Source organism: Pseudomonas sp. SDO5215_S409, assembly GCF_054071325.1.
In genome coordinates, this window is sequence record NZ_JBSVWN010000059.1 from 17,313 (window position 1) to 39,628 (window position 22,316).

At 61.8% G+C, this 22,316-nt stretch carries 21 protein-coding genes, 1 tRNA gene and 1 pseudogene; 9 read left to right on the forward strand and 14 right to left on the reverse strand.

Features of this window, described 5'->3' with window-relative positions:
• Positions 1-14: 14 nt before the first annotated feature.
• The 11 genes and pseudogenes from glgA to ACW9H9_RS23955 form a co-directional block, all read right to left on the reverse strand.
• A complete protein-coding gene (gene glgA, locus ACW9H9_RS23905) occupies positions 15-1,574 on the reverse strand; it encodes a glycogen synthase GlgA (protein WP_457345674.1) in 1,560 nt (519 codons plus the stop codon).
• Positions 1,575-1,968: 394 nt separating this feature from the next.
• A complete protein-coding gene (locus tag ACW9H9_RS23910; protein ID WP_457345675.1) occupies positions 1,969-2,922 on the reverse strand; it encodes a D-2-hydroxyacid dehydrogenase family protein in 954 nt (317 codons plus the stop codon).
• A gap of 266 nt (positions 2,923-3,188) precedes the next feature.
• Positions 3,189-3,545: a DUF6572 domain-containing protein gene (locus ACW9H9_RS23915; protein WP_457345677.1), complete on the reverse strand. Its 357-nt coding sequence runs from the start codon at positions 3,543-3,545 to the stop codon at positions 3,189-3,191.
• Between the two features lie 96 nt (positions 3,546-3,641).
• Entirely contained in the window at positions 3,642-4,649 is a 1,008-nt protein-coding gene (locus ACW9H9_RS23920; protein WP_457345678.1) for an alpha/beta fold hydrolase, read from the reverse strand.
• Between the two features lie 55 nt (positions 4,650-4,704).
• The gene (locus ACW9H9_RS23925) at positions 4,705-5,136 is read right to left on the reverse strand and encodes a YqaA family protein (protein WP_457345679.1); all 432 of its coding nucleotides are present in this window, start codon (positions 5,134-5,136) and stop codon (positions 4,705-4,707) included.
• 3 nt (positions 5,137-5,139) lie between these two features.
• The gene (locus ACW9H9_RS23930; protein WP_457345680.1) at positions 5,140-5,586 is read right to left on the reverse strand and encodes a DUF411 domain-containing protein; all 447 of its coding nucleotides are present in this window, start codon (positions 5,584-5,586) and stop codon (positions 5,140-5,142) included.
• 131 nt (positions 5,587-5,717) lie between these two features.
• Positions 5,718-6,173 carry an SRPBCC family protein gene (locus ACW9H9_RS23935; RefSeq protein ID WP_457345682.1) on the reverse strand — a complete coding sequence of 152 codons (456 nt, stop codon included), beginning with the start codon at positions 6,171-6,173 and terminating at the stop codon, positions 5,718-5,720.
• A gap of 90 nt (positions 6,174-6,263) precedes the next feature.
• Complete coding sequence (locus ACW9H9_RS23940; RefSeq protein ID WP_457345697.1) at positions 6,264-7,109, reverse strand: methyl-accepting chemotaxis protein; 846 nt, start codon at positions 7,107-7,109, stop codon at positions 6,264-6,266.
• Positions 7,110-7,172: 63 nt separating this feature from the next.
• Positions 7,173-7,730: pseudogene (locus tag ACW9H9_RS23945) on the reverse strand (cache domain-containing protein); the annotation flags it as partial.
• Between the two features lie 52 nt (positions 7,731-7,782).
• Positions 7,783-8,253 (reverse strand): hypothetical protein, encoded by a 471-nt coding sequence (locus tag ACW9H9_RS23950; protein WP_457345683.1) that lies wholly within the window; start codon positions 8,251-8,253, stop codon positions 7,783-7,785.
• Between the two features lie 102 nt (positions 8,254-8,355).
• Positions 8,356-9,261, reverse strand: a complete 906-nt coding sequence (locus tag ACW9H9_RS23955) for an AraC family transcriptional regulator (protein ID WP_457345684.1) — start codon at positions 9,259-9,261, stop codon at positions 8,356-8,358.
• 102 nt (positions 9,262-9,363) lie between these two features.
• Between ACW9H9_RS23955 and ACW9H9_RS23960 the strand changes: the two genes are divergently transcribed.
• From ACW9H9_RS23960 to ACW9H9_RS23985, 6 genes are all read left to right on the forward strand, one after another.
• Positions 9,364-9,924, forward strand: coding sequence for a carboxymuconolactone decarboxylase family protein (locus tag ACW9H9_RS23960; protein ID WP_457345685.1), 561 nt, complete (start codon positions 9,364-9,366; stop codon positions 9,922-9,924).
• Positions 9,925-9,976: 52 nt separating this feature from the next.
• A complete protein-coding gene (locus tag ACW9H9_RS23965) occupies positions 9,977-11,038 on the forward strand; it encodes an acyl-CoA dehydrogenase family protein (RefSeq protein WP_457345687.1) in 1,062 nt (353 codons plus the stop codon).
• Positions 11,035-11,829 (forward strand): ABC transporter ATP-binding protein, encoded by a 795-nt coding sequence (locus ACW9H9_RS23970; protein WP_457345688.1) that lies wholly within the window; start codon positions 11,035-11,037, stop codon positions 11,827-11,829. Before ACW9H9_RS23965 ends, ACW9H9_RS23970 begins: the two co-directional genes overlap by 4 nt.
• A gap of 4 nt (positions 11,830-11,833) precedes the next feature.
• A complete protein-coding gene (locus ACW9H9_RS23975; protein ID WP_457345689.1) occupies positions 11,834-13,033 on the forward strand; it encodes an ABC transporter substrate-binding protein in 1,200 nt (399 codons plus the stop codon).
• Between the two features lie 14 nt (positions 13,034-13,047).
• Positions 13,048-13,800: an ABC transporter permease gene (locus ACW9H9_RS23980; RefSeq protein ID WP_457345698.1), complete on the forward strand. Its 753-nt coding sequence runs from the start codon at positions 13,048-13,050 to the stop codon at positions 13,798-13,800.
• A gap of 168 nt (positions 13,801-13,968) precedes the next feature.
• On the forward strand, positions 13,969-15,042 hold the full coding sequence (locus tag ACW9H9_RS23985) for a hypothetical protein (RefSeq protein ID WP_457345690.1): 1,074 nt from the start codon (positions 13,969-13,971) through the stop codon (positions 15,040-15,042).
• Positions 15,043-15,065: 23 nt separating this feature from the next.
• Here ACW9H9_RS23985 and ACW9H9_RS23990 read toward each other — a convergent pair whose 3' ends face one another.
• A complete protein-coding gene (locus ACW9H9_RS23990) occupies positions 15,066-18,209 on the reverse strand; it encodes a membrane-targeted effector domain-containing toxin (RefSeq protein ID WP_457345691.1) in 3,144 nt (1,047 codons plus the stop codon).
• Positions 18,210-18,354: 145 nt separating this feature from the next.
• Positions 18,355-18,489 carry a hypothetical protein gene (locus tag ACW9H9_RS23995; RefSeq protein WP_457345692.1) on the reverse strand — a complete coding sequence of 45 codons (135 nt, stop codon included), beginning with the start codon at positions 18,487-18,489 and terminating at the stop codon, positions 18,355-18,357.
• A 171-nt stretch (positions 18,490-18,660) separates the two neighbouring features.
• On the opposite strand from ACW9H9_RS23995, the gene ACW9H9_RS24000 reads away from it, so the two are divergent.
• Positions 18,661-18,855: a hypothetical protein gene (locus ACW9H9_RS24000; protein WP_457345694.1), complete on the forward strand. Its 195-nt coding sequence runs from the start codon at positions 18,661-18,663 to the stop codon at positions 18,853-18,855.
• Between the two features lies 1 nt (position 18,856).
• Here ACW9H9_RS24000 and ACW9H9_RS24005 read toward each other — a convergent pair whose 3' ends face one another.
• Positions 18,857-19,234 carry a fe2+ zn2+ uptake regulation protein gene (locus tag ACW9H9_RS24005; RefSeq protein WP_457345695.1) on the reverse strand — a complete coding sequence of 126 codons (378 nt, stop codon included), beginning with the start codon at positions 19,232-19,234 and terminating at the stop codon, positions 18,857-18,859.
• 247 nt (positions 19,235-19,481) lie between these two features.
• On the opposite strand from ACW9H9_RS24005, the gene pvdQ reads away from it, so the two are divergent.
• Positions 19,482-21,767: a bifunctional acylase PvdQ gene (pvdQ, locus tag ACW9H9_RS24010; RefSeq protein WP_457345696.1), complete on the forward strand. Its 2,286-nt coding sequence runs from the start codon at positions 19,482-19,484 to the stop codon at positions 21,765-21,767.
• Between the two features lie 213 nt (positions 21,768-21,980).
• Positions 21,981-22,054 (forward strand) — tRNA-Cys (locus tag ACW9H9_RS24015).
• Positions 22,055-22,316: the final 262 nt, after the last annotated feature.

Consider the following 22,316-nt stretch of genomic DNA (forward strand, 5'->3'; position numbering starts at 1 on the left):
CCTGGTCTCCCTTTTTACTGCTTGCCCGATCTTCCCAGTGCTTTGGCGACCAATTGCTCGTAAAGCTCGGCATAGGGCTCCACCGCCTGGCACCAGTTGAACGGCGCCGACATGGCGCGGCAACGCATGGCGTTGAGCAGGTCGGGGTAGGCGAACACCTTGAAGGCGCGGGTGAGGGCGCCTTCGAAGCTTTCCACCGTGGACGCGTCGAACAGGAACCCGGTGACGCCGTCTTCGATGGTGTCGGCCAGGCCGCCGGTATTACGCGCCACCGGCAATGAACCGAAGCGCTGGGCGTACATCTGGCTCAGGCCGCAGGGTTCATAGCGCGAGGGCATCAACAGGAAATCGCTGCCGGCAAACATGCGCCGCGCGTCGGTTTCGTTAAAGCCGATGCGTACGCCCACCTGGCCCGGAAAGCGCAGGGCGAGTTCGCGCATGGCTTGCTCGGCTTCCGGTTCGCCACGGCCGATGATGGCGATCTGGCCACCCTGCGCGACGATGCTGCTGGCCACCGCTTCGGTCAGGTCCAGGCCTTTTTGGTAAACCAGCCGGGACACCACTGCAAACAGCGGCCCGGTGGAGTCCTGCAGGCCGAACAGTTGGCGCACATGGTCGGCATTACGGGCCTTGCCTTCCCAGTCGCCGATGTTGAACGGGTGAGTCAGGTGCGTGTCAGTGGAGGCTTCCCAGCTTTCATCGATGCCATTGGGGATGCCGCTGAGCAGGCCGTCGCGGGTCTTGGCGGCGAGGAACCCGTCCAGCCCGCAGCCGAATTCCGGTGTGGTGATCTCGGCGGCGTAGGTGGCACTCACGGTGGTGATGTGGCTGGAATAGGCCATGCCCGCCTTGAGAAATGACATCTTGCCGTAGAATTCCATGCCTTCCTGTTGCAGGGCGTGGTCCGGAATCCCCAGCTCAGGGCATGACGCCAGGCTCACCACGCCCTGATAAGCCAGGTTGTGAATGGTGAACAGGGTCGGCGTGCGTGAGCCGCGCCAGTGCATGTAGGCCGGGGCCAGGCCGGCCGGCCAGTCATGGGCGTGCACCAGGTCTGGACGCCAGTGGATCTGTGCCAGGTTGGCGGCCATATCGGCAGCGGCCAGGCCCAGGCGTGCGAAGCGGATATGGTTGTCGGGCCAGTCGCGCCCGTTGTTGGCGCCGTAGGGCGTGCCTTCGCGCTCGTAGAGTTCGGGGCAGATCAGCACGTAGACCACCAGGCCATCCTTGAGGTCCATGCGCCCGATCTTGCACGGCGGCAATGCCGCGTGGCCGCCCAGCTCACCCACGATGTGGATCGGGTTGTCGCTGTCCATCACCTGCGGGTAGCCCGGAATAAGTACGCGCACATCGTGCAGATGGGCCATGGCCCGGGGCAGGGCGGCGGACACATCGCCCAGGCCGCCGGCCTTGATCAGGTCGGCGAATTCGGAGGTGACAAACAGCACTTTTTTGCGATTGGGGTTGTGTTTCACCACCGGCCTCACCGTGTTAGGCAAGTCGACCAACGCGGTCGGACCTCCCGCCGGCTTGCTAAAACGCTCTCCCTGAGTTTCCAAACCGGCACTGATCATAGCTCTCTCCCCTGCATTGGTAGATTGATGGCTGGCCGCCATCAACGATGATTCGCCGCATCCTGCGGTCAGGCGCACAAGCAATTCTCAGACTGGCAAGGCGTATGCCAGTCGCGCTCAAATCAACAATAGATTGGACGAACGGGCATTCGGCGGGCGCCGTGTGTGCTCGTGTCACCTTTAAAGCTTGACCTGCGGCAGAGTTTGAAAGTTTCGATTTTTTGCGGGGTTTTTGTTTTGGAACGGACCCATCGGTCATGAGTCTAGGACAGATTCCTTGGCCCGCGAGGGCTGTAGGACTTTTTTGTAGGACAAAAACTTTGTAACCGTTGCGATAGCGCAAACAATGCAGGCCCGCGCGTGATTGGCGCGGGCGCTGCAATAAGTTGGTGCGTCAGCCGAGGACGCGAATCGGCGCGTTGGCGGACCAGGCCTGGATGTCTTCGATCATTTGCTCATAGAACAGGCGATAGTTCTGTTGGCTGACGTACCCCACGTGCGGGGTGGCAAGCACATTGGGCAAGCGACGGAACGGGTGGTCGACCGGCAACGGTTCTTCGGCGAACACATCCAGTGCCGCGCCAGCCAAATGCCCGTGGGTGAGCGCATGGATCAGCGCCGGCTCGTCAACGATCGGCCCGCGCGCGGTGTTGATCAGGTGCGCGGTCGGCTTCATCCAGCCCAGCGCCTGCGCGTCCACCAGGCCCCGGCTGCGTTCGCTGAGCACCAGGTGCACCGACAACACATCGGCCTGCTCGAACAGCTCGCGCTTGCTGACCCAGGCCACGCCCGACTCGGCAGCCCGCTCAGGCGTGAGGTTTTCACTCCAGGCGATCACCTGCATACCGAATGCCTGGCCGAAGCGCGCGACTTTTTGCCCGATGCTGCCCAAACCGAGGATCCCCAGGGTCTTGCCGTGCAGATCGCCGCCCAGGCCGATTTGCCAGTCACCGGCGCGCAACGAGTTGGCTTCGGCCAGCAGGTTGCGGGTCGACGCCATGATCAGCGCCCAGGTCAGCTCCGGCGCAGCGTGTTTGTAGCTGTCGGTGCCGCACACCTGAATCCCCAGGGCTTTGGCCGCCGGAATATCCAGGGCCGCGTTGCGCATGCCGCCGGTCACCAGCAGCTTCAACTTGGGCAAGCCTTGCAGCAGCGCCTTGTCAAAGATGCTGCGTTCACGCATCACGCAAATCACGTCGAACGCCTGCAAACGTTCAATCATCGTCGGCGTATCGGCCGGGTAGTCGTGCACGAAGTGGACCTGACCCACAGCCTCCAGCACCGACCAATCCACCACGCCGCTCGCCACACGTTGCCAATCATCAATGACTGCGATCTGTACCGACATTCACGTTTGCCTCGAAAAAGGTTGGGTTAAAGCGCTTTGAGCCGTTGCGGCAGCGCATGGATGAATCGGGGGCCGACGTCCTGAATAGCCTGCCCATGAAGCCTGGGTCTAGCGCTGGCAGTTTACACAGACCGTTGAGGTGAAGGGGGACACCGGTGTTGGGTTCGATGACGGGAAATCGGCTATTTGAGTGTGTCTTGAAGCCAATTTGAATTTAAGCGAATCCTCTTCGGCACGGTCAGGTCGAACTCCGCTAAAGCAGAACTTCATAGGTCGCGTATGGCGTCATTTTGATCGAGCACGAACTCTAACCCGATACCCACTTCCTTCAGCGTCTGTGCGGCACGGTCAATAAAGAATTCGCCTTGCTCGGGCAGCTCATATAAGCCGTTGATACGAATGATGGGATGCTTGCCGAGTGCGTTGGGGATCTGGGTGTAAATCTCACCGCTTTCGATGAACGCAACGTAGGTGTTGAGCTTGTCTTGCAGCAATTGCAGGTGTTCACCTTGCTCAGCTTTACCGCCCCATTCAAGGTGGTCAGAGATATACAGCACCACGTTGTCAGGCTCCCAAGTTGGGATCGCCCAGATATCGATGACCTGTGGATTAGTAATGGACATGTCTACTCATCTAGGTTTCGGTTGAACACTGCCGACGCGGGTGAGGCCACCGCACCAGCGTCGGGCGCATTTCATAGTCGCCTGGAAAGCGCTGGGTTAAAGCGCCTTGAGCCCTTGCAGCAGCGCTTGGTGAAACTTGGCCGGTTCTTCCATTTGCGGGGCGTGGCCCAACCCCTGGAACTCCACCAGGGTGGCGTGGGGAATCAGCTTGGCCACCTGTTTGCCCAGCACGTCGTAGTGGCCGATCTTGGCCTTGACCGCCGGTGGCGCGATGTCGCTGCCAATGGCGGTGGTGTCCGAGGTGCCGATCATCAATAAGGTGGGCATCTGCAAGTCCTTGAACTCGTAGTACACCGGCTGGGTGAAGATCATGTCGTATATCAAGGCTGAGTTCCAGGCGACCTGGGTATGCCCCGGGCCTTTGTTCAGGCCGGCGAGCATGTCGACCCAACGGTCGTATTCGGGCTTCCAGCGGCCGACGTAGTAGGTGTTGAGTTCGTACTTGCGGATGCCGTCGGCGTTGAGTTTCAGTTCGCGCTCGTACCATTGGTCCACGCTGCGATAGGGCACGCCCAGGGCTTTCCAGTCTTCCAGGCCGATAGGGTTGACCAGCGCCAGTTGCTCGGTTTGCTCGGGGTAGAGCAGGGCGTAGCGGGTCGCCAGCATGCCGCCGGTGGAGTGGCCCAGGATCGTGGCCTTTTGAATGCCCAGCTTTTCCAGCAGTTGGTGGGTGTTGATCGCCAGTTGCTGGAAGCTGTACTGGTAGCTGTCCGGCTTGCTGGAGGTGCAGAAGCCGATCTGGTCCGGTGCAACCACCCGGTAACCGGCGTCGCTCAGGGCCTTGATCGAAGCGTCCCAGGTGGCGCCACAAAAGTTCTTGCCGTGCAGCAACACCACGCTGCGACCGTTGGGCGTGCCCTTGGCGGGCACGTCCATGTAGCCCATTTGCAGGGCTTTGCCCTGGGACTGGAAGTTGAAATGCTCGACCGGGTAAGGGTATGCAAAACCCTGCAGTTCGGGACCATAGGCCGGGCCGTCGGCAACGGCGGGCGCGGTGCCGGCAAGCAGCACGGCGGCAAGGCAAAACGAGCGGGTGAGGGGCATGGGCACGGCTCCGAAAACAATGCCCGGATGCTGTTGGGGGAGGATTAACGCAGGATTAAATCCAGTGCAGCGTGAACAGCGCCAGCACGCTGTAGCGCGTGGCCTTGGCCAGCGTCACCAGTAGCACAAAGCGCCACAAGGGTTCGCGCATCACCCCGGCCACCAGGGTGATGGGGTCGCCGATCACCGGCACCCAACTGAGCAGCAACGCCCCATAGCCCCAGCGCTGGTAGTGGCTGCGCGCTTTTTCCAACTGCCGGGGTGTGATCGGAAACCAGCGCCGGTCCTTGATGCGTTCGACCGAGCGCCCCAGCAGCCAGTTGACCACCGAGCCCAGCACATTGCCCAGCGTGGCCACCAGCAACAGCCCGGCAACGCTGAAATGCCCGCTGAGCATCAGCCCCACCAGCACCGCTTCCGATTGCAAGGGCAGCAGCGTGGCCGCGCCAAAGGCGGCAGCGAACAGGCCCAGGTAGCCGGTGAGCATCGGTCAATGTGCCGGGTAGTCAGCCACCACCACGTCGTTGCCTTCACGGGTCAGGCCGATGACTTGATAGGCCTCGCGTTTGTCGCCCATTTCCATGCCCGGCGAGCCCAGCGGCATGCCCGGTGCGGCGAGGCCCAGCAGGTCATCGCGCTTGCGCAGGGCCAGCACCTGGTCGGCGGGCACGTGGCCTTCGACAAATTTGCCGTCGATCACGGCGGTATGGCAGGACGCCAGGCGCGGGGCCACGCCCAATCGTTGCTTGACCGCGCTCATGTCTGCCTCGACATGGTCATTGACCTTGAACCCGTGACTTTCCAAGTGGCTGATCCATTTCTTACAGCAGCCGCAGTGGGCGTCACGGTGGACGTCAATCGGGATCAACTCGGCGGCCTGGGCCATAGCGGTCATGCACAGGCCAGACAGCAGCGCCCATCGCAGGGTGGTTTTCATCGTTTATTTATCCGGTTGGCGGCGACAAGGCGCGCATTCTCGCCGCTTTTGAACGTAGAAATTTTCGGATGTGTTTCGAGTTTTTACCAAGTGCCCGACAGGCTTGCCAGGCCTGTGGGTCGAGGGGCAGGTCAAATGGGCGGCATTTCGAGGCGTTGCTTGAGGTGGTCCAGGGCCTGGTGGGACAGCGCGACCATGCGGTCGTGCAGGCAGGCCAGTTGCAGCTCGGTTTCATAGGTCAACACCCGTTTGAACAGGGTGCCGCCCTTTTTGGCCTGCAACACATAATGGATACAGCCGTCCACGGCCAACGAGGTGAACACGGTCTTGAATTCCCGGGGCGGCTGGGCGACTTGCACCCGGTAGCTCATGAGTACCTGCACACCCATCAGGTCGATGGTTTCGCTGAAACGGTGCCCGGCGGGCAGCGGGCCCTGGGTGCCGGTGTCGGCGCCCAGGGAGCTGGGATGCCATTCATGCCAGCGATCGGGCTGGGTGACGTAGTCGTAGACGGTTTCGATAGGGGCCTGGATAAAGCGCTCCAGGCTGATCCGCTCCAGACGGATCGAATGCTCAACTGCGTGCATTGCACACCTCCTGTGTCGCGAGACTAAGCACTTCGACCCTTCAGAGTAGTCCCACTCCCGCGCATTGCACGGGAGCGAGGGGGCTATTTTTCAGCGCACCCGGAAGCGGCTCATCAACGCGATCACCCGGCCATTGGCCGCCAGCAGGTCCTGGGTGTTGTGCTCGGTGGCGTGGCCGCTTTGCACAAGCTCATCGACCATGTGGCGGATGTGCACCATGCTGCGGTTGATTTCTTCGGTCACCGCGCTTTGCTGTTCGGCGGCGGTGGCGATCTGGGTACTGAGGTTGTTGATATGGCCCACCGAGCTTGCCATCTCGTCCAGGCCGCTGTTGACCCGCTCGGTCGCGTCGGCGGCCGACTGGCAACTGGCCTGGGTGGCTTCCATGGCCGACACCGACGAACTCACGCCCGAGGTCAACCGCGCCAGCATTTCGTTGATTTGCGAGGTGCTGGCCTGGGTGCGGGCGGCCAGGGCGCGCACTTCGTCGGCCACCACCGCAAACCCGCGCCCTTGCTCGCCCGCCCGCGCCGCTTCAATGGCCGCGTTCAGGGCCAGCAGGTTGGTCTGGCCGGCAATGGCGCCGATCACGTCCAGGGTTTCGGTGATGCGTGCCGCGTCCTGGCGCATGTTTTCAACGGTTTGTGTGGCACTGGACACTTCGCCGACCAGCGCACTGACGCTGCGCGAGGCTTCCCCGACCACCACCCGCGAGCGGTCGGCGTGTTCGTTGGCGCGTTGGGTGAACGCGGCGGTTTCGGCAGCGTTGGCGGCCACGGTGTCGGCGGTGGAGCTCATTTGGGTGATGGCGGTCACGGTCTGGTCGGTTTCCGAGGCATGGCGCACCAGAATCTGGTTGGCCTGCGCCGACGTTTGCTGCAACTGCACCAGGCTCGACGACATCGCACCGGTGGCTTGGGTGACTTCGCCGATCATGTTTTGCAGGTACGCGATAAAACGGTTCACCGAGTGGCCAATGGCGCCCAGTTCGTCTTCGGCGCGGATGGTGATGCGTCGGGTCAGGTCGGCATCACCGGCGGACAGCGCGTCGATATTGCTTTTGAGCGCGTGCATGCGTTGCACCAGTTGGCGAATCGCATAAGCGGCCAGCAACACCAACAGCACCACCATGGGGATCTGCAACCAGGCCAGGCTGCTGAGCACGTCATCGCGTTGGGCGGTGAGCAGTTGGGTGGGCAGGGCGGTGGCGAGGAACCACGGGGTGCCTTCGATAGGGCGCATGAAGAACGTGCTGTCCACGCCCTGGTTGTCGAACTCGTGGCGTTGCAGGCCGTTGTCGCGTTGGGCCAGCGCCGCGCTGACCTGGGCGGCAAACGCCGAGGTGCCGGTAAGTTCGCTGATGTTTTTTAGCACCACCGGGCCACTGATACGGGTGCTGTTGCTGATGATCTTGCCGTCGCCTTCGACGATCAGCATTTGCCCGCCGAGGTCTTTTTCCTGGGTGGCCACCAGGTCGTTGAAGAAACCCAGGGTCACGTCAATGGTGGCCACGCCATAGGGCACGCCATCGCGCTGGATGGCCATGGCGCAGTTGGTGCGCGGTTCCTGGCTGGCGTCGTCCTTGTAGGCGGCCGCCCAGGCGCACTGGCTACGGGGCGAGGCCGCCCTTGTACCAGCTCTGGTCGTAGTAGTTGGGGGCGGGGTCGCTGTTCCAGAACGTGTTGACCGCCAGCTTGCCCGACGCGTCGCGGTGCCAGAACGTACTGTGCTTATTGCGCCCCGGCGTGCGCTGGCCCGGCAGCGGCCAAATACCGCCGCCGAACACTTTCAGTTCGCCGTACTGGTCCACCAGGCCGGGCAGCACCTTGTCGATGGCATCGCTGTCGAGCAGGGGGATGGTTTGGGTGATGCTGCGCTGCTGGGCCTGAACCTTGTTCAACTCGTTCTGGATCTGGCGCGCCACTTCGGCGATGCGGTTGAGCACCACCTGTTCTTCGGTGTGGCGCAACGTGGGGGCGACCATCTGGCCGATGCCCACCACCGTCAGCACGAACAACAACAGGACGAACAGCACCAAAAACAGGGTGTAGCGGGCTTGGATAGAACGTAATGAGGGCATGGACTCGTCCTTGCGAAGCGTTATTCGGGCTTTGTTCGAGCTTCGACAGGCTATCGGCTTGGCAAGGGCGAGCTTTAGGCGTGGACCGGCACAAAGGTGACTTCAACCTTGAGCCTTGCGATACGCCCCCGGCTGGACCCCGGTGACTTTATGAAACGCACGGGTAAAGGCTGCGACCGACTGATACCCCACGGCAATGCACACATCCGCCACGGTCTGGTCCCGTTTGAACAGCTCGCAGGCATGGCGCATGCGCATCATCAGCAACACTTGCCCCGGCGACTGGCCGCACAGTTCGTTGAACCGCTTGAAAAACGCCGAGCGCGAGAGGCCGGTGCAGGCGGCCATGCTTTCCAGGGTCCAGGGGTCGGCCGGGCGGGCGATCAGTTGCTCCAGCAGGCCGGAGAACGCGGGTTGCCGGGCCAGGGCCGCGAGGCCGCCGAGTTCGGGGTTGTCCACCACTTGTTGGCGCAGCACGTACAGGAACAACAGGTGGCACAGGCGCTCAAGCAGCGCCGAGGAGGGCGCCGGGGTGCGTTCGCATTCTTGCAGGATCAATTCAAACAGGTTGCGCGCGGCGGTCAGCGACGGGTCGCCGGCCCGCAGGATGATCCACGCAGGCAGGGTATCGACGATCAGCGCCGACAAACCCGACTGAAAGTGAAAGAACCCGCACACCAGGCCCACGCCGTCGGTGGCCTGGCTGTCCAACGGCACCATGGGCTTGCGCGGGCAGTGCAGGGCCGCCTCGGCGGTGGCTTCGCCAGACAGGCGGTAGGCCAGGTCACTCAACAGAAACACCGCGTCGCCGTGATTCAGCGCGTACGGAGTGGGGTCGCCGTCGATGTGCAGCCAGCATTGCCCCTGCACGGCCAGGTGAAAACTGGCGCTGGCCAGGCCATGGGTGCTGGCATGCCAGTCGCCGCAATAACGGCCGACGTGAAACAGGCTGGTGTTGAGTTCGAGGCTGTCTAATAACCAATCGACGAGGACACTGGATGATTTCATCTAATGCAAAGACTCAAGAGCAAGTAATCGCTACTTTAGACTATTGAGCACTTTTTTTATAACCAACAGACTTGGCACACGAATTCATCAGGAGACCACTCCATGTCCCGCGTACCGTTGTTGACCCTCGAAACGGCCCCTGAAGCCGCCAAACCCTTCCTGGAAAACGCCCTCAAAGGCTCGGGTTTCATCCCGAACCTGCTGGCGGTGCTGGCCAATGCCCCGGCGGCGTTGGAAACCTACATCACGGTTTCTGGCCTGAACGCCAAGTCGGACCTGAGCCTGGCCGACCGCGAAGTGGTGCAACTGATCGCGGCGACCAACCACGGTTGCGATTTTTGCGTGGCCGGGCACACGGCAGTTGCCCGCAACAAGGCCAAGCTGCCCGAAGCGGTGATTGAGGCCCTGCGCGCACGCGGCGAGCTGCCCAACGAGCGTTATGAGACACTGGCCGCCTTTACCCGCGAAGTGATCGCCACCCGTGGGGATGTCAGCGATGCAGGTTTCGAGCAGTTTCGTGCAGCGGGCTTTACCGATGCTCACGCGCTGGAGGTCATTTTGGGCGTCAGCCTGGCCACCCTGTGCAACTTCGCCAACGTGTTTGCCCGTACGCCGCTGAACCCGGAACTGGCGCAATACCGTTGGGAAAAACCGGCAAGCTGAAGGCGCGCAAGCGTTCGCGATGGCAAACAGGATGTAACAAGGAGAGACATGAATGCTTGACCCAATCTTGAGCCGCTGGCTCGATGTTCAAGCGCAGGCCCTGGACGTGGGCAGTTGCGATCCGCAAGAAGTGCTGCCGCGCTTGGCAGAGTCGAATGTATTGCGCATCGGCGTGCCCAAAAACCTCGGTGGCCTGGGCGGTGACGTGACAGGCGCGGTAGAGGCCATTGCCGACGTCGCCAGCCATTCCCTGGCAGCGGCCTTTGTGTGCTGGGGCCAGCGTTCCTTTATCGAATACCTGCTGCAAAGCCCGAACGCACGGTTGCGCGAGCAACTGCTGCCGGACCTGCTCAGCGGCAAGCTGGCCGGGGCGACCGGGCTGTCCAATGCGATGAAGTTTTTGTCGGGCATCGAATCGCTGCAAATCAGCGCCGAGCCCACAGACCATGGTTGGACCCTCAACGGGCGCCTGCACTGGGTGACCAACTTGCGCAAGAACGGTTTTGTCGCCGCCGCGGCCATCGAGCATGCGCGGGGCGGTACGCCGTTTATCCTGGCCATTCCCGATTCGGTGGCGGGCCTGCAGCGTTCGCGTGACCTGGAGCTGTTGGGCTTGCAGTCCAGCAACACGGCGGCGCTGGGCTTTGAAGGGGTGGAACTGAGTCGCGACTGGCTGCTGCACGAAGACGCCCGCAAGTTCCTGCCTGCAGTGCGCCCGGCGTTCCTGGGCTTGCAATGCGGCATGTCGATTGGCCTGGCGCGGCGCTCGCTGGCGGAGGTGGCCAATCACCTGGGCTCCAGCCGTACCGTGCTGCGCGAGGAGTTGGAAGCGCTGCGCATGACCCTGGACCAGTTGGTCACCGACCTCAAGAAAGGCCTGTTGTCGGGCCGTTTCGCGACAGAACCGGTGCCGTTGTTCCGCCTGCGCATCGGCCTTGCGGAAACGGCCGCCAGCGCTGTGCAGCTGGAGTTGCAGGCCAGCGGCGGCAAAGCCTACCTCACCGCCCACGGCAGCGGGTTTGCGCGGCGCTGGCGCGAGTCGGCGTTTGTGCCGATCGTCACGCCGAGCCTGGTGCAACTGCGCACCGAGTTGAACCGCCAGGCCGCTCTATGAGCCAGGCGGTACTCAAGGCCGAGGGCATTTGCCTGGGGTACGCGGGCCGGTCGGTGTTGGAAGGCTTCGATTTGCAGCTGCAACCGGGCGAAGTGGTGTCTATCCTCGGCCCCAGCGGCGTGGGCAAATCCAGCCTGCTGCGTGTGCTGGCCGGGTTGCAGGCGCCGCAGGGCGGTAGCATTCGCCTGTTGGGCGAGCCGTTGAGCGGCCCCCATCCCCGTGTGGCCGTGGCGTTTCAGGACCCCAGCCTGTTGCCATGGCTGAGCCTTGAAAAAAACGTCGCGTTTGGCCTGGATTTCGCCCGGCAGCCGCACTTGAGTACGGATGAGCGGCGCCAGCGCGTGGACCACGCGATCGCCGCCGTGGGCCTGGAGCCTGCGCGTCAGCAGTTCCCGGCGCAGTTGTCCGGCGGCATGGCCCAGCGCACCGCGCTGGCCCGCTGCCTGGCACGTCAACCGCAAGTGCTGTTGCTGGACGAGCCGTTCGGCGCGCTCGATGAAGTGACCCGCACCGACATGCAACACCTGTTGCTCAAGGTCAACCGCGAGCAAGGTTCGGCAGCGGTGCTGATTACCCACGATATTGATGAAGCGTTGCTGCTGTCCGACCGGATTCTGCTACTGGGCAACCGCCCGGCGCGGACGTTGGGTGAATGGCATATCGACCTGCCGCAACCGCGGGATGAACAGGTGGACGCCATCGGCGCGCTGCGCATCGAGATCCTCAAGACCTTACGGCAGGCGAGCCGCCCCGACCCTCAACCCTCTCAACCTTCATTAGCAGGAGCTTAAACCCATGTGTCTGGATGACCTGACCCACTCGCGCCGTGACTTTCTCAAACTCTCGGCCGTGCTCAGCGCCGCCGGGGCACTGCCATTGTTGAGCAGCTTGCAGGCGCGCGCCGCCGCCGAGCCGGACGCGCCTGTGCGCATCGGTTACTTGCCGATCACCGACGCCACGCCGCTGCTGGTGGCGCACAACAACGGCCTGTTCGAGGCCGAAGGCATCAAGGCCGAGCGCCCGGTGCTGCTGCGCAGTTGGGCCCAGGTGATCGAGGCGTTCATTTCTGGCCAGGTCAACGTGATCCACCTGCTGTCGCCCATGACCGTGTGGGCCCGTTACGGCAGCCAGGTGCCGGCCAAGGTCGTGGCCTGGAACCATGTGGGTGGGTCGGGCCTGACCGTGGCGCCGGGCATTACCGACGTCAAGCAACTGGGCGGCAAGTCGGTGGCGATTCCGTTCTGGTATTCGATCCATAACGTGGTGGTGCAGAAACTGTTTCGCGACAACGGCCTGACCCCGGTCGCCCGCGCCGCTGGCAGCGCACTGGCCGCCAATGAAGTCAACCTGATCGTGCTGCCGCCGTCGGACATGCCGCCGGCCCTGGCCAGCAAGCGTATCGATGGCTACATCGTCGCCGAGCCGTTCAACGCCCTGGCCGAGAACCTCAACGTGGGCCGCGTGCAGCGTTTTACCGGCGACGTGTGGCGCAATCACGCCTGCTGCGTGGTGTTCATGCACGAGCAAGATCTGAACAACCGCCCGGAGTGGTCGCAAAAAGTGGTCAACGCCATCGTCAAAGCGCAGGTCTGGACCCGCGACAACCGCGAAGAGGCGGTGAAGCTGTTGTCCAAGGACGGCCCGAACCGCTACACGCCTCATGCCGAACCCGTATTGAGCAAAGTGCTGGCCCCGGCGGCCAGTGATCGTGCGGCCTACCTGGCCGATGGCGCGATCCAGCATGCCAACTGGGACGAACACCGCATCGACTTCCAGCCTTACCCGTTCCCCAGTTACACCGAGGAACTGGTGCGCCGCCTCAAAGACACGCTGATCGAAGGCGACAAGCGCTTCCTCGCCGACCTGGACCCGGCCTTTGTCGCCAAAGACCTGGTGGACGACCGTTTTGTGCGCAAAGCCATCGAAGCGGTGGGCGGCATGAAAACCTTTGGCCTGGCAGACAGCTTTGAGCGCAGCGAGGAGATTGGCGTTTGAACAACGGTAAAACCGTGACCTGGCCGGGGTGGTTGCTCGGCCTCACCGGGCTTTTGGGGCTGCTGTTGCTCTGGTGGCTGGGGGTGAAAGTGTTTGGCGAAGCGGGGGGGCTGTCGGCGCGTTTTTCGTTGCAGGCGACCCTGGCCAGCCTGTGGGAATTGCTGGGGCGCGGCGAGCTTTACCTGCACATCGCGGTGAGCCTGAAGCGGATTTTTGTCGGGCTGTTCCTGGCCTTGCTGGTGGGCGTGCCGCTGGGCTTGCTGGTGGGCAGTTCACGCAACCTGGAGGCCGCGACCACACCGGCGTTTCAGTTTTTGCGGATGATCTCGCCGCTGTCATGGATGCCGATCGTGGTGATGTTGATGGGGGTGGGCGACCAACCGATCTACTTTCTGCTGGCGTTTGCGGCCGTGTGGCCGATTCTGCTCAACACCGCGGCGGGTGTGCGCCAGCTTGACCCGCGCTGGTTGCAGTTGAGCAAGAGCCTGAGCGCGACCCGTTGGGAAACCTTGCGCCGGGTGATCATTCCCGGGGTAACGGGGCATGTGTTGACCGGCGTGCGCCTGGCCATCGGCATTCTGTGGATCGTGCTGGTGCCGTGCGAGATGCTCGGGGTCAGCGCGGGCCTGGGGTATTACATCCTCGATACGCGGGATCGGCTGGCATATTCAGAGCTGATGGCGATGGTGCTGTTGATTGGCTTGCTGGGTTTTGCGCTGGACACCCTGGCGCGGTGGCTGCATCGGCGTTGGGTGCACGAGCGCTGAGATTGCCTGGCTGCATGCCCGGGTTTCAGGCCCGGGCTGTTCCCGCCCGCTGAGACGCGTAAATCTGGAACTGATTCTCTTTTATCGCCACTCATTTGGGTTCTGTGAGTGGGGCGCTCGTGCGCTCAATTCCAAGGCTTTTAACCATGCCAGCGATCCCGAGAAAATATGCAGCCGATCATCGCCTCACGATCTTACTCCGCGGCCTCCTTGTCAGATGCGCGTCCGGTTGAAAGCTCGGCGCGGCCCAAGCGGGGGCAGGTGTTTCTGACCACGCATCATTTGCCGGTCATTATCACCGACAACCTGCGCGCCCAGTTCTACAGGAGCAAGCACAAGGCAGAGCCGGCAGACATGAGCAATTACTTTGTCATTTCTACCGAGCAGCAGAACAAAAAGAGGGTGGTCGGCGAACTCGCCGAGGTCAACATGTTCAGGGGCAACGAGTTCCTGCGCGATGCGAACGCGTTTGCCGACCCCAAGGCGCCACAGGTGTTTCATAAGCCGGTTGAGGGGTATGTGGGCATGGACGGGCATGTCTATACGCCAACGATGACGCCCCATGAAGAAGAGCAACTGCACTCGGCAATGCTGACGTTGATGGGCGAGCATACGGTCAATTCTGTGGTGGCCTTGCCGGTCACCAAGACCAGGGACGGTGATTGGCTGCTCAATGTCCATCGTCATCAGGAAACCGAGGCCGACTGGGGCTTTAAACAGGATTTTGTCGCCACACCGGGCGGGATGGTCACCGCCAACCCGCGTGACCCGAAGGCCATTCTCAGCACGCTTTATCAAGAGCTGAATGAGGAAACAGGCTTTACCGAGCCCAAGGACCTGAGCATCAACGGCATGATGTTCGACGCCAAGGCCAAGGTGATGTATTTCGTGGTTTCCACGCCACAGGCGATTGCCGAATCCGAAGGCTCGGCGCCCCCTCAAGCGGGGTATTCGCCTTTCTTCAACAGGCTCAAGCCCAATGAAGAATACGCGGACCCCGAGGTACGGGCCGCGGCGGCACAAGGCAAGATCATCTGCGCGGCGCGTCAGGACGGTAAGTTTGACTTGACGATGTCGCGCAATTTACCGCTTAACCTTAAAGACCCCGCCTTGCCACTGGTCAGTCCTGAGAAAAAAGAAGGGCGAGGCCTGACGGCGGGCCTCGCCCAGGACAAAATGTTGGGGCGGTTCAACATGTTTGCCAATCAGGACGTCAGGGAGTTGTTGGCAAACGCGCTCTGATGGAGTTGCTACATCGGTGTGCGTCAGGTGACTTTCCTGAAAATCTGGAAGTCACCCGCCATTTCTCCGGTCTTCAGCGATTTTTCCGGGTCTGGCAACGGGTGGGTACTGCGCATCGCAATATTCTGCTGGCCTTCATAAATGCTGATGCCAATCCCGTTTGTCAGCTCGGTAATTCCGGGGACGCCTTCGCAGGTCATCAAATGTGACCGCCCGACCAGCACCACCGATTTCCCGCCATTGGCATGTTGCTCGATGGTGCGCGCGGCGAAGTAGTTGAACTCTTCGAGGCGCTGGCGCGAGAGCGGGGTGTCCGGTTGAATGTTGTGATACAGGCCGGGCGTGTCCTTGCGCCGGGTGAGCCAGTAATGCTCGAGCGGGATGACCTGTATACCGTTGGCCCGGGCTTTTTCAAGCAGGTCGGCCAAGGCCGGGAATTTGCCCGGCGTACGCGCGTTGGCACCGAGCGTGCCCAGGCCTGCATCGCGCCAGCCCCCTTTGCCGTCCTGCAACAGACCCTCACAGAACAGTGATTTGACGCCCTTGGCCTTGTAGGTGTCCATGGCGTCGTACAGCGTCTGGAAGCTGGACATGCCGCGATGGGACTCGCCCACGACCAGCACGTCGGTATGGTCCAGAGCCTGGCTCATCAGTGTGTTGGCAGTGGCGGGAACGTTCAGGGCGGGAAGGGCCGGGCGCGTCACCGGCTTGCTGTAGTAGGCGCGCATGTCCTCGCGAAACCGTTCGCGGGTGGCTTCAAGCCTTGAGGGGGTGAAGTGCGCGTGGACTTCCTTGGCCTGGGTGTTGACCAGGTAGTCGCCCGGTAGCAAGTGATCGGTCTTGCGGGGCAGCACGGGCACGCGGGTGGGCGCGAAAGGCGGGTGAGAGTTGACGGCCACCGGGTTGTAGCGATGCGTGCCGGTGCCGAGGCTATGGCGGTCCGGTGGCATCAAAGTGCCCGCATCGGCCCAGGTGCTGGGCGTGAAATCGTCCAGGGGCGGGCCATAGGGCTGTTGCGTCGCACGATTGTAGTGATACCACTGGTCGTCGTGCAGGACGGCGGTGGTGTGAAGGCTGTCGTTGCCCACCCGCAGTTCGCCGCTGGCGCAGATGCCATGCAGGCTGCTGGCGGTCAACAGGTCTTGCCCGTCGGCGGCGCGAAACAGCGCCTTGAAGCGCTCGCTGCCATGGCTGATGGCCTTTGCCGACCCTTCAAGCACACCCAGCACGCCACTTGCCGGGTTGAGTTCGCCAATCGCGGCGGCGCCGAGAATTTTGACGCCCTTGAGCAGCTTATGGGCCACCGAGCCGGTGGTGCCGATGACTTTGATCGCCTTTGCGCTGGCGCCGACGCCCGCCGTGACGAAACCGAAAATATCAACCGCCAGGTCAGCGATCCCGGCCCCGATCTGGCCGTCCTTGAAGTGATGGATGGCAGAGCGCAGCGGAATCAGGTCGAGCAGGAAGTTCTTCAGCATGTCCTGTTGGCCGCGCTCCTGGTCGAAGGAGGTCATGCCTCGGGCCTGGGCGTCGAGGCCGAGGGCCTCCAAGTACACGTCGGCGAGGTATTGAGTCCGTTCGCTGGAAAAACTCTGCGGCAGCAGGTGGCTATGGGCGATGGGCCGCTGCTCAGTGTCGCTGCGGGGGATGAATCGCTCGATTTTGTAGAGGGTATTACCGATGCGCCGACTGCCGGGAACGCTGCCGGGCAGCCGGGGCGTGTTGCGGACCAGGCCGTGTTCGGGGTCGAGTTCGTAGACATAACGGGTTTGGTTGTGTTCGATCTTTATCAGCAGGCTGTTTTTCCGGCTTTCCAGGGTGTCGCTGAGCACGCCCGGTGCGTAGGTTGATTCTTTGAAAAACTCAAGCTGACCGTAGGCAAAGCGCTCGCGGTCTTCCACCGGCAGGCGAGCGATCAACTGCTTGACCAGCGTGGCGTGCACCTCCTTGTGTTCGGCCAGTTCCGGCTCGAAAGTGCCCGGGATATCGATGCTTTTATTGAAGGCGTTGAAGGCTGCTATGGGGATGCGCGCATCGCGGGTTTCCCACGAGTGGGTGTTGCTGCCTTCCATGAGGATGTCCAGCATTGAGCGCGAGCCGGGGTTGAACTCGGTGTCTTTGATCGACAGGGTCCGGGCTTCAAATACGCTGTCCTCGATACCCGCAAACTGCTGTTTGAGTGCTGCCAGTGCCAAGGCTTTACGGCTGGGCAGTGGGGTTTGGAGCCGCTCGGCAGCGGACTTCAGTGTGTGCAACTGTTGGTTGAACGTGGCGCGCGTGAGGTCAAGTGCTTGGGGCGTGTAGTGCTCGTCATTTTTGCGGGGCAGGTAACCGTTGCACACGCCCCAGTCGATCAGCGCCTCTCGCAGCAGGGGCGCGGGGGGCGCTTGCGTCAGGGTGTGGGTGGTGTCCATTAGCTGGGCATATGTCATGCGGTGCGCAGACCCTTGAACCTGCGCTTCTTGCCTGGCCACCGCGATGCACAGTGTGGCCCAGGCGTGGCTGCCGTACACCACGTGGTCGGGAATGTCCTTGACCAGAAACACCGGGGCCACGCGTGCCAGCAGCAGCCGGGCCGCCAGCTCGCCTGCATCGGTGCGGCGTTCGCTCTCCAGGTGGCGGCCCAGGGCGTTGATCACGGCGCTGGCCGGTTTGCCCCAATGGGCGGCGCTGGCGAGGTTGAAACCGGCCACGCTGTTGCGTTGCGGGGTGTCGATGGATTCTGGATCCAGCCCGATGTGAAGGGCGGCGAGCAGGTAGTCCGTTTTACTGGTGGCAGTGGGAAAACCCGCGAGCTTGGTCTGTAGGGCTTCGCCCAAGGCTTGGGCGCGAGGGGTACGCAGCAACTGCTCCAGGGCGGCGGCGGGGTCACGCAACACCTGCGGTGGCAGCCGCTGGCCCTGGAGCAAATACCCCAGCGCGCCCTGCCGTCGGCTTATCAAGGGCAGCCCCGGCAGGTTGGCGGTGTTGTTGTCCACCAGGTCTTCAATGGCGCGTTGCTGCTCGGGGTTCAGGGGCACAGGCCATCCCAGGGCGCCGTTGAGCGAACCCAATGCCGGGGCGGCGGGGGTGGTGTCTGTCGACGGTTGTAGGACGGCCGGTTTTACGACGTGCAAGAGCGCCGGTGGGGCAGTCGATAAAAGACGAGCATTGCTGTAGGAAATCATCGCGAGCACCTGTGGCATTCAGAGGGCATGTGCCTCGTTTCAGACGTTTCCTGATGACGAGGCACGCTGCTGAGTGCTCAAGCGGGCGGTGCAGTTCCTGCTTACGGTGTGTGCGGGTGTTAACTATTCATATCAAAGGGGTGTTTCAGCGATGGGAGTAACCGGGGCCGCCCTCATCGTAACGGTGGTCATGCCAGCCGCCACCGTGGGGGAAAATGATGCAGCCGCTCATGCTCAGCATGATCAGCAAGGGAATCATCAGTGTGATTCGACGAAGCATTTTGCAAATCCTCAAGGGTACTGACAGGTCAATCAGGCGCGGGACAAGCCAAAGCTTTTCATCGCCTGTAACATAAGACCCCGCCAACCCCGGCTCATCCCCGAGAACGGGTAAGCGCTTGGCATGCTTTTGGATACAAAACCGATACATTTTCAGGTTCAGGAACCCGTCATGACCCAATCCCAACGTTTGAAATATTCGATTCTGATCTCCCTGGTGGTGCTGGGGACGATGTTTGGCCTGTCCTACCTGCAAAACACCGGGGTCATCAGCGAGAAGACGTTCCAGTACATCGCCATTGCGGTCGCCGTGGTCGTGGTGGTGATCAACGGCGTGATGCGCCGCAAGGTCAAGCCTAACCTCTGAGTCAGGCCCGGCCTTCGAGCACTTTCGCAGCCTGTTCGTGCAGGCTGTAGCTCTTGTCGGCGTTGAGGGTGATCACGCCCTCGGTGCACAGACGCTTGAGCACCTCGCGCACGCTGAGAAAGGACAACGGGATACCCAGCTCCAGCAAGTGGCCATGCACGCCCCGTACCCCCAGGGTGCGGTGATTGTCGGCCGCGGTCAGCAGCGCGTCGATGACTTTCAGGCGAATCAGGCTGGTGCGCAATCCAAAGTGCTTGAGCAGGTGGCGAATGCGTTGGTTGCCGTGCTCGGGTGCCTTGCCGAATGCCTGGCTGGCGCTACCGAATGCGGCCTCGTGGCTGGATGAGTGTCCGTCCGTGGGCGATTGCGAGTTGTACATGCAAAAACTCCTTATCAGAGCCTGATCAGGAAAATGATGGCGCTCTTGTGTATTAAGACGAACGAGCAGCCCAAATCATGAAGCCGGCGATGTAGAAATTTTGTCGGTATCACCTCTGCCACCGGGAAACACTGCGGAATAAACACCTGCGCGGGCTAAATTATTCCTGGGGTTTACGTTTGTACTGTGGGGTGGTTCCGGCAAAGCGGGGCTTTGCCGGCATGTTTAATTTGGCTGTGGGGTCTGCGTGATTATTTCCAACAGGTTGTCCAGGGTGTGTGTTGCCGGGGTGTTGCTGGCGTTGAGCGGTACAGCGTTGGCGCAAGAGACGACGGCGGACATCCGCTGGACCCGGTTCGGCGTGCCTCATATCCGCGCCACCGACGAACGGGGCCTGGGTTACGGCATCGGTTACGCCTACGCCCAGGACAACCTGTGCCTGCTGGCCAATGAGGTGGTCACGGTCAACGGCGAGCGCGCGAAGTATTTCGGGCCTGAGCAGGCGACGCTGGAAGAGCGCAATAACCGGGTCAGCGATGTGTTTTTTACCTGGTTGAACACGCCTGATGCCGTGGCCGCGTTCTGGAAGGCGCAAAGCCCGCAGATCCAGCAGCGTATCGAAGGGTACGTGGCCGGGTATAACCGCTACCTGCAAGAGCGCAAGGCCAACGGCTTGCCGGCGGCGTGCCAGGCCGATTGGGTCAGGCCGCTGACCCCGGAGGATTTGATCAAGCTGACCCGTAGGTTGCTGGTTGAAGGTGGTGTAGGGCAATTCGCTGAAGCGCTGGTAGGCGCGACGCCACCGGGCGCGACGGCGCAGGTGGACGCTCAGGCATTCAGCGTCGCCCAGGCCAATCAACAGCGGTTTGCGCTGGACCGTGGCAGTAACGCGGTGGCAATCGGGCGGGACCGCTCGTTCAACGGTCGCGGCATGTTACTGGCCAACCCGCACTTCCCGTGGGTCGGCGGCATGCGCTTTTATCAGATGCACCTGACCATTCCCGGGCAACTGGACGTGATGGGCGCCGCGTTGCCTGGCCTGCCCGTGATCAACATCGGTTTTAACCAGCATGTAGCGTGGACGCATACCGTCGACACCGCCAAGCACTTCACCCTGTACCGCCTGAGCCTGGACCCGAAGGACCCGACCCGTTACCTACTGGATGGCAAATCCTTGCCGATGGATAAAACCGTCATCACGGTGGACGTAAAAAACGCCGACGGCACTGTGACGGCGCAAAAGCGCACGGTGTACAGCTCGCAATTCGGCCCGGTGGTGCAATGGCCGGGCAAGCTCGACTGGGACAGCCATTACGCGTTCAGCCTGCGCGACGCCAACCTGGGCAACGACCGGGTGCTGCAGCAGTGGTACGCAATGAACCGCGCCACCAGCCTGAAAGACCTGCAAACCTCGGTGCACACACTGCAAGGCATCCCGTGGGTCAACACCTTGGCCGCCGATGACAGCGGCCAGAGCCTGTACATGAACCTGTCGGTGGTGCCGAATGTCAGCGCGAAAAAACTGGCGCAATGCAGCGATCCCCGTGCGGGGCTGCAGTTGATCATGCTCGACGGTGCCCACAGCGCCTGCGCCTGGGACGTGGACCCGCGTGCCGCCCAGGCGGGGATTTTCCCGGCTGACCAATTGCCGCAACTGCAACGCACCGACTACGTGCAGCACTCGAATGACTCGGCCTGGATGGTCAACCCCCAGGCGCCGTTGACCGGATTTTCACCCGTCATCAGCCAAGAAAACATCGGCTTGGGCGCCCGGGCGCGGTTTGCATTGCAGCGTTTGCACGATCTTGGCACGCAGCCTGTCACGGTGGCAGACCTGCAAAACATGGTCATGGACAACCAGGTGTACATCGCCAGCCAAGTCATGCCGGATGTCTTGAAGTTCTGCGCCCAGGACGCTGGGGCCGAACCGTTGAAGGCCGTGTGCGACAGCCTGAAACGCTGGGACCAGCGTGCCAACCTCGACAGTGGCCTTGGGCTGGTGCACTTCATCAACCTGGCCCAGGCGCTCTCGCAAATCCCCGACGCCTGGCGCGTCGCCTTCGACCCGGCCCAGCCATTGACCACCCCCCGTGGCTTGGCCATCGAGCGTCCCGCCGTGGTGCAGGCCTTGCGCGACGCGCTGCTGGCGTCCGCCCAGCAGGTGGCGAATCTGCAACCGGATAGCCATTGGGGGGATGTGCAGGTGTCCGGCCAGGTCCCGATCCACGGCGGCCCGCAAGAGTTGGGTGTGTACAACGCCATGCAAAGCGTACCCAGGGAGGACGGCAAACGTGAGGTGGTCAGCGGCACCAGCTATCTGCAAATCGTCACCTTCGACGACAAGGGCCCACGCGCCGAAGGCGTGCTGGCGTTTTCCCAGTCCAGCGACCCGGCCTCGACACACTTCAAGGACCAGACCGAAGCCTTCTCTGCCAAGCAGCTCAGCCCGCTGCCCTTTACCGACGCGCAGATAAAGGCCGACCCGCAGTACCGCTTGCAGGTCATCAGTGACAAACACGCAGCAGGGCGTTAAGGTGCACGACGGGCAAACGCTGCCCGTCTTGAGAATTTTTTTTGAAATCAAGGGGTTGCAAGCCCCGGCAAATGGGTACATAATTGCGCCCATCGAACGCACTGAAGCTTTAAAAACTTCAATGTATTCAACGAGTTAGAGTAGAGGCAGGGTTACATCAACCCACTCAAGTGTTTATGCGGTGAATGTTGTTGTCAGGCATTGATCGTTTGAGGCCGAGTAGCAAAATGGTTATGCAGCGGATTGCAAATCCGCCTACGCCGGTTCGATTCCGACCTCGGCCTCCACTCTTGAAAACCCCGTAGATTAATGTCTACGGGGTTTTTTATTGGCTGTGATTTATGATCCCCGCCGCAACGTTCTACGTTTTTAAAGCCCGGCGGTGCCGTATTCGCCGATAGCGTGCTGGTTTTTGGCATGCCGAATGTAAGGCGAGACTTAAGATCTTGAATTGCATCCGATATTGGTAGTTGTGTTAGCGCTGTGGGGCTGCCACCTAGTGTGCTGTTCGCGAAATAAATTTCTGAGTAATTCGTCTACACTTCAAAC

What these genes read in the sequence shown, in the direction of transcription:
- glgA (WP_457345674.1), bottom strand. Translation starts at nt 1,574, where the DNA reads ATGATCAGTGCCGGTTTGGAAACTCAGGGAGAGCGTTTTAGCAAGCCG.
- ACW9H9_RS23910 (WP_457345675.1), bottom strand. Translation starts at nt 2,922, where the DNA reads ATGTCGGTACAGATCGCAGTCATTGATGATTGGCAACGTGTGGCGAGC.
- ACW9H9_RS23915 (WP_457345677.1), bottom strand. Translation starts at nt 3,545, where the DNA reads ATGTCCATTACTAATCCACAGGTCATCGATATCTGGGCGATCCCAACT.
- ACW9H9_RS23920 (WP_457345678.1), bottom strand. Translation starts at nt 4,649, where the DNA reads ATGCCCCTCACCCGCTCGTTTTGCCTTGCCGCCGTGCTGCTTGCCGGC.
- ACW9H9_RS23925 (WP_457345679.1), bottom strand. Translation starts at nt 5,136, where the DNA reads ATGCTCACCGGCTACCTGGGCCTGTTCGCTGCCGCCTTTGGCGCGGCC.
- ACW9H9_RS23930 (WP_457345680.1), bottom strand. Translation starts at nt 5,586, where the DNA reads ATGAAAACCACCCTGCGATGGGCGCTGCTGTCTGGCCTGTGCATGACC.
- ACW9H9_RS23935 (WP_457345682.1), bottom strand. Translation starts at nt 6,173, where the DNA reads ATGCACGCAGTTGAGCATTCGATCCGTCTGGAGCGGATCAGCCTGGAG.
- ACW9H9_RS23940 (WP_457345697.1), bottom strand. Translation starts at nt 7,109, where the DNA reads ATGATCGGCGAAGTCACCCAAGCCACCGGTGCGATGTCGTCGAGCCTG.
- ACW9H9_RS23950 (WP_457345683.1), bottom strand. Translation starts at nt 8,253, where the DNA reads ATGCCCTCATTACGTTCTATCCAAGCCCGCTACACCCTGTTTTTGGTG.
- ACW9H9_RS23955 (WP_457345684.1), bottom strand. Translation starts at nt 9,261, where the DNA reads ATGAAATCATCCAGTGTCCTCGTCGATTGGTTATTAGACAGCCTCGAA.
- ACW9H9_RS23960 (WP_457345685.1), top strand. Translation starts at nt 9,364, where the DNA reads ATGTCCCGCGTACCGTTGTTGACCCTCGAAACGGCCCCTGAAGCCGCC.
- ACW9H9_RS23965 (WP_457345687.1), top strand. Translation starts at nt 9,977, where the DNA reads ATGCTTGACCCAATCTTGAGCCGCTGGCTCGATGTTCAAGCGCAGGCC.
- ACW9H9_RS23970 (WP_457345688.1), top strand. Translation starts at nt 11,035, where the DNA reads ATGAGCCAGGCGGTACTCAAGGCCGAGGGCATTTGCCTGGGGTACGCG.
- ACW9H9_RS23975 (WP_457345689.1), top strand. Translation starts at nt 11,834, where the DNA reads ATGTGTCTGGATGACCTGACCCACTCGCGCCGTGACTTTCTCAAACTC.
- ACW9H9_RS23985 (WP_457345690.1), top strand. Translation starts at nt 13,969, where the DNA reads ATGCAGCCGATCATCGCCTCACGATCTTACTCCGCGGCCTCCTTGTCA.
- ACW9H9_RS23990 (WP_457345691.1), bottom strand. Translation starts at nt 18,209, where the DNA reads ATGATTTCCTACAGCAATGCTCGTCTTTTATCGACTGCCCCACCGGCG.
- ACW9H9_RS23995 (WP_457345692.1), bottom strand. Translation starts at nt 18,489, where the DNA reads ATGCTTCGTCGAATCACACTGATGATTCCCTTGCTGATCATGCTGAGC.
- ACW9H9_RS24000 (WP_457345694.1), top strand. Translation starts at nt 18,661, where the DNA reads ATGACCCAATCCCAACGTTTGAAATATTCGATTCTGATCTCCCTGGTG.
- ACW9H9_RS24005 (WP_457345695.1), bottom strand. Translation starts at nt 19,234, where the DNA reads ATGTACAACTCGCAATCGCCCACGGACGGACACTCATCCAGCCACGAG.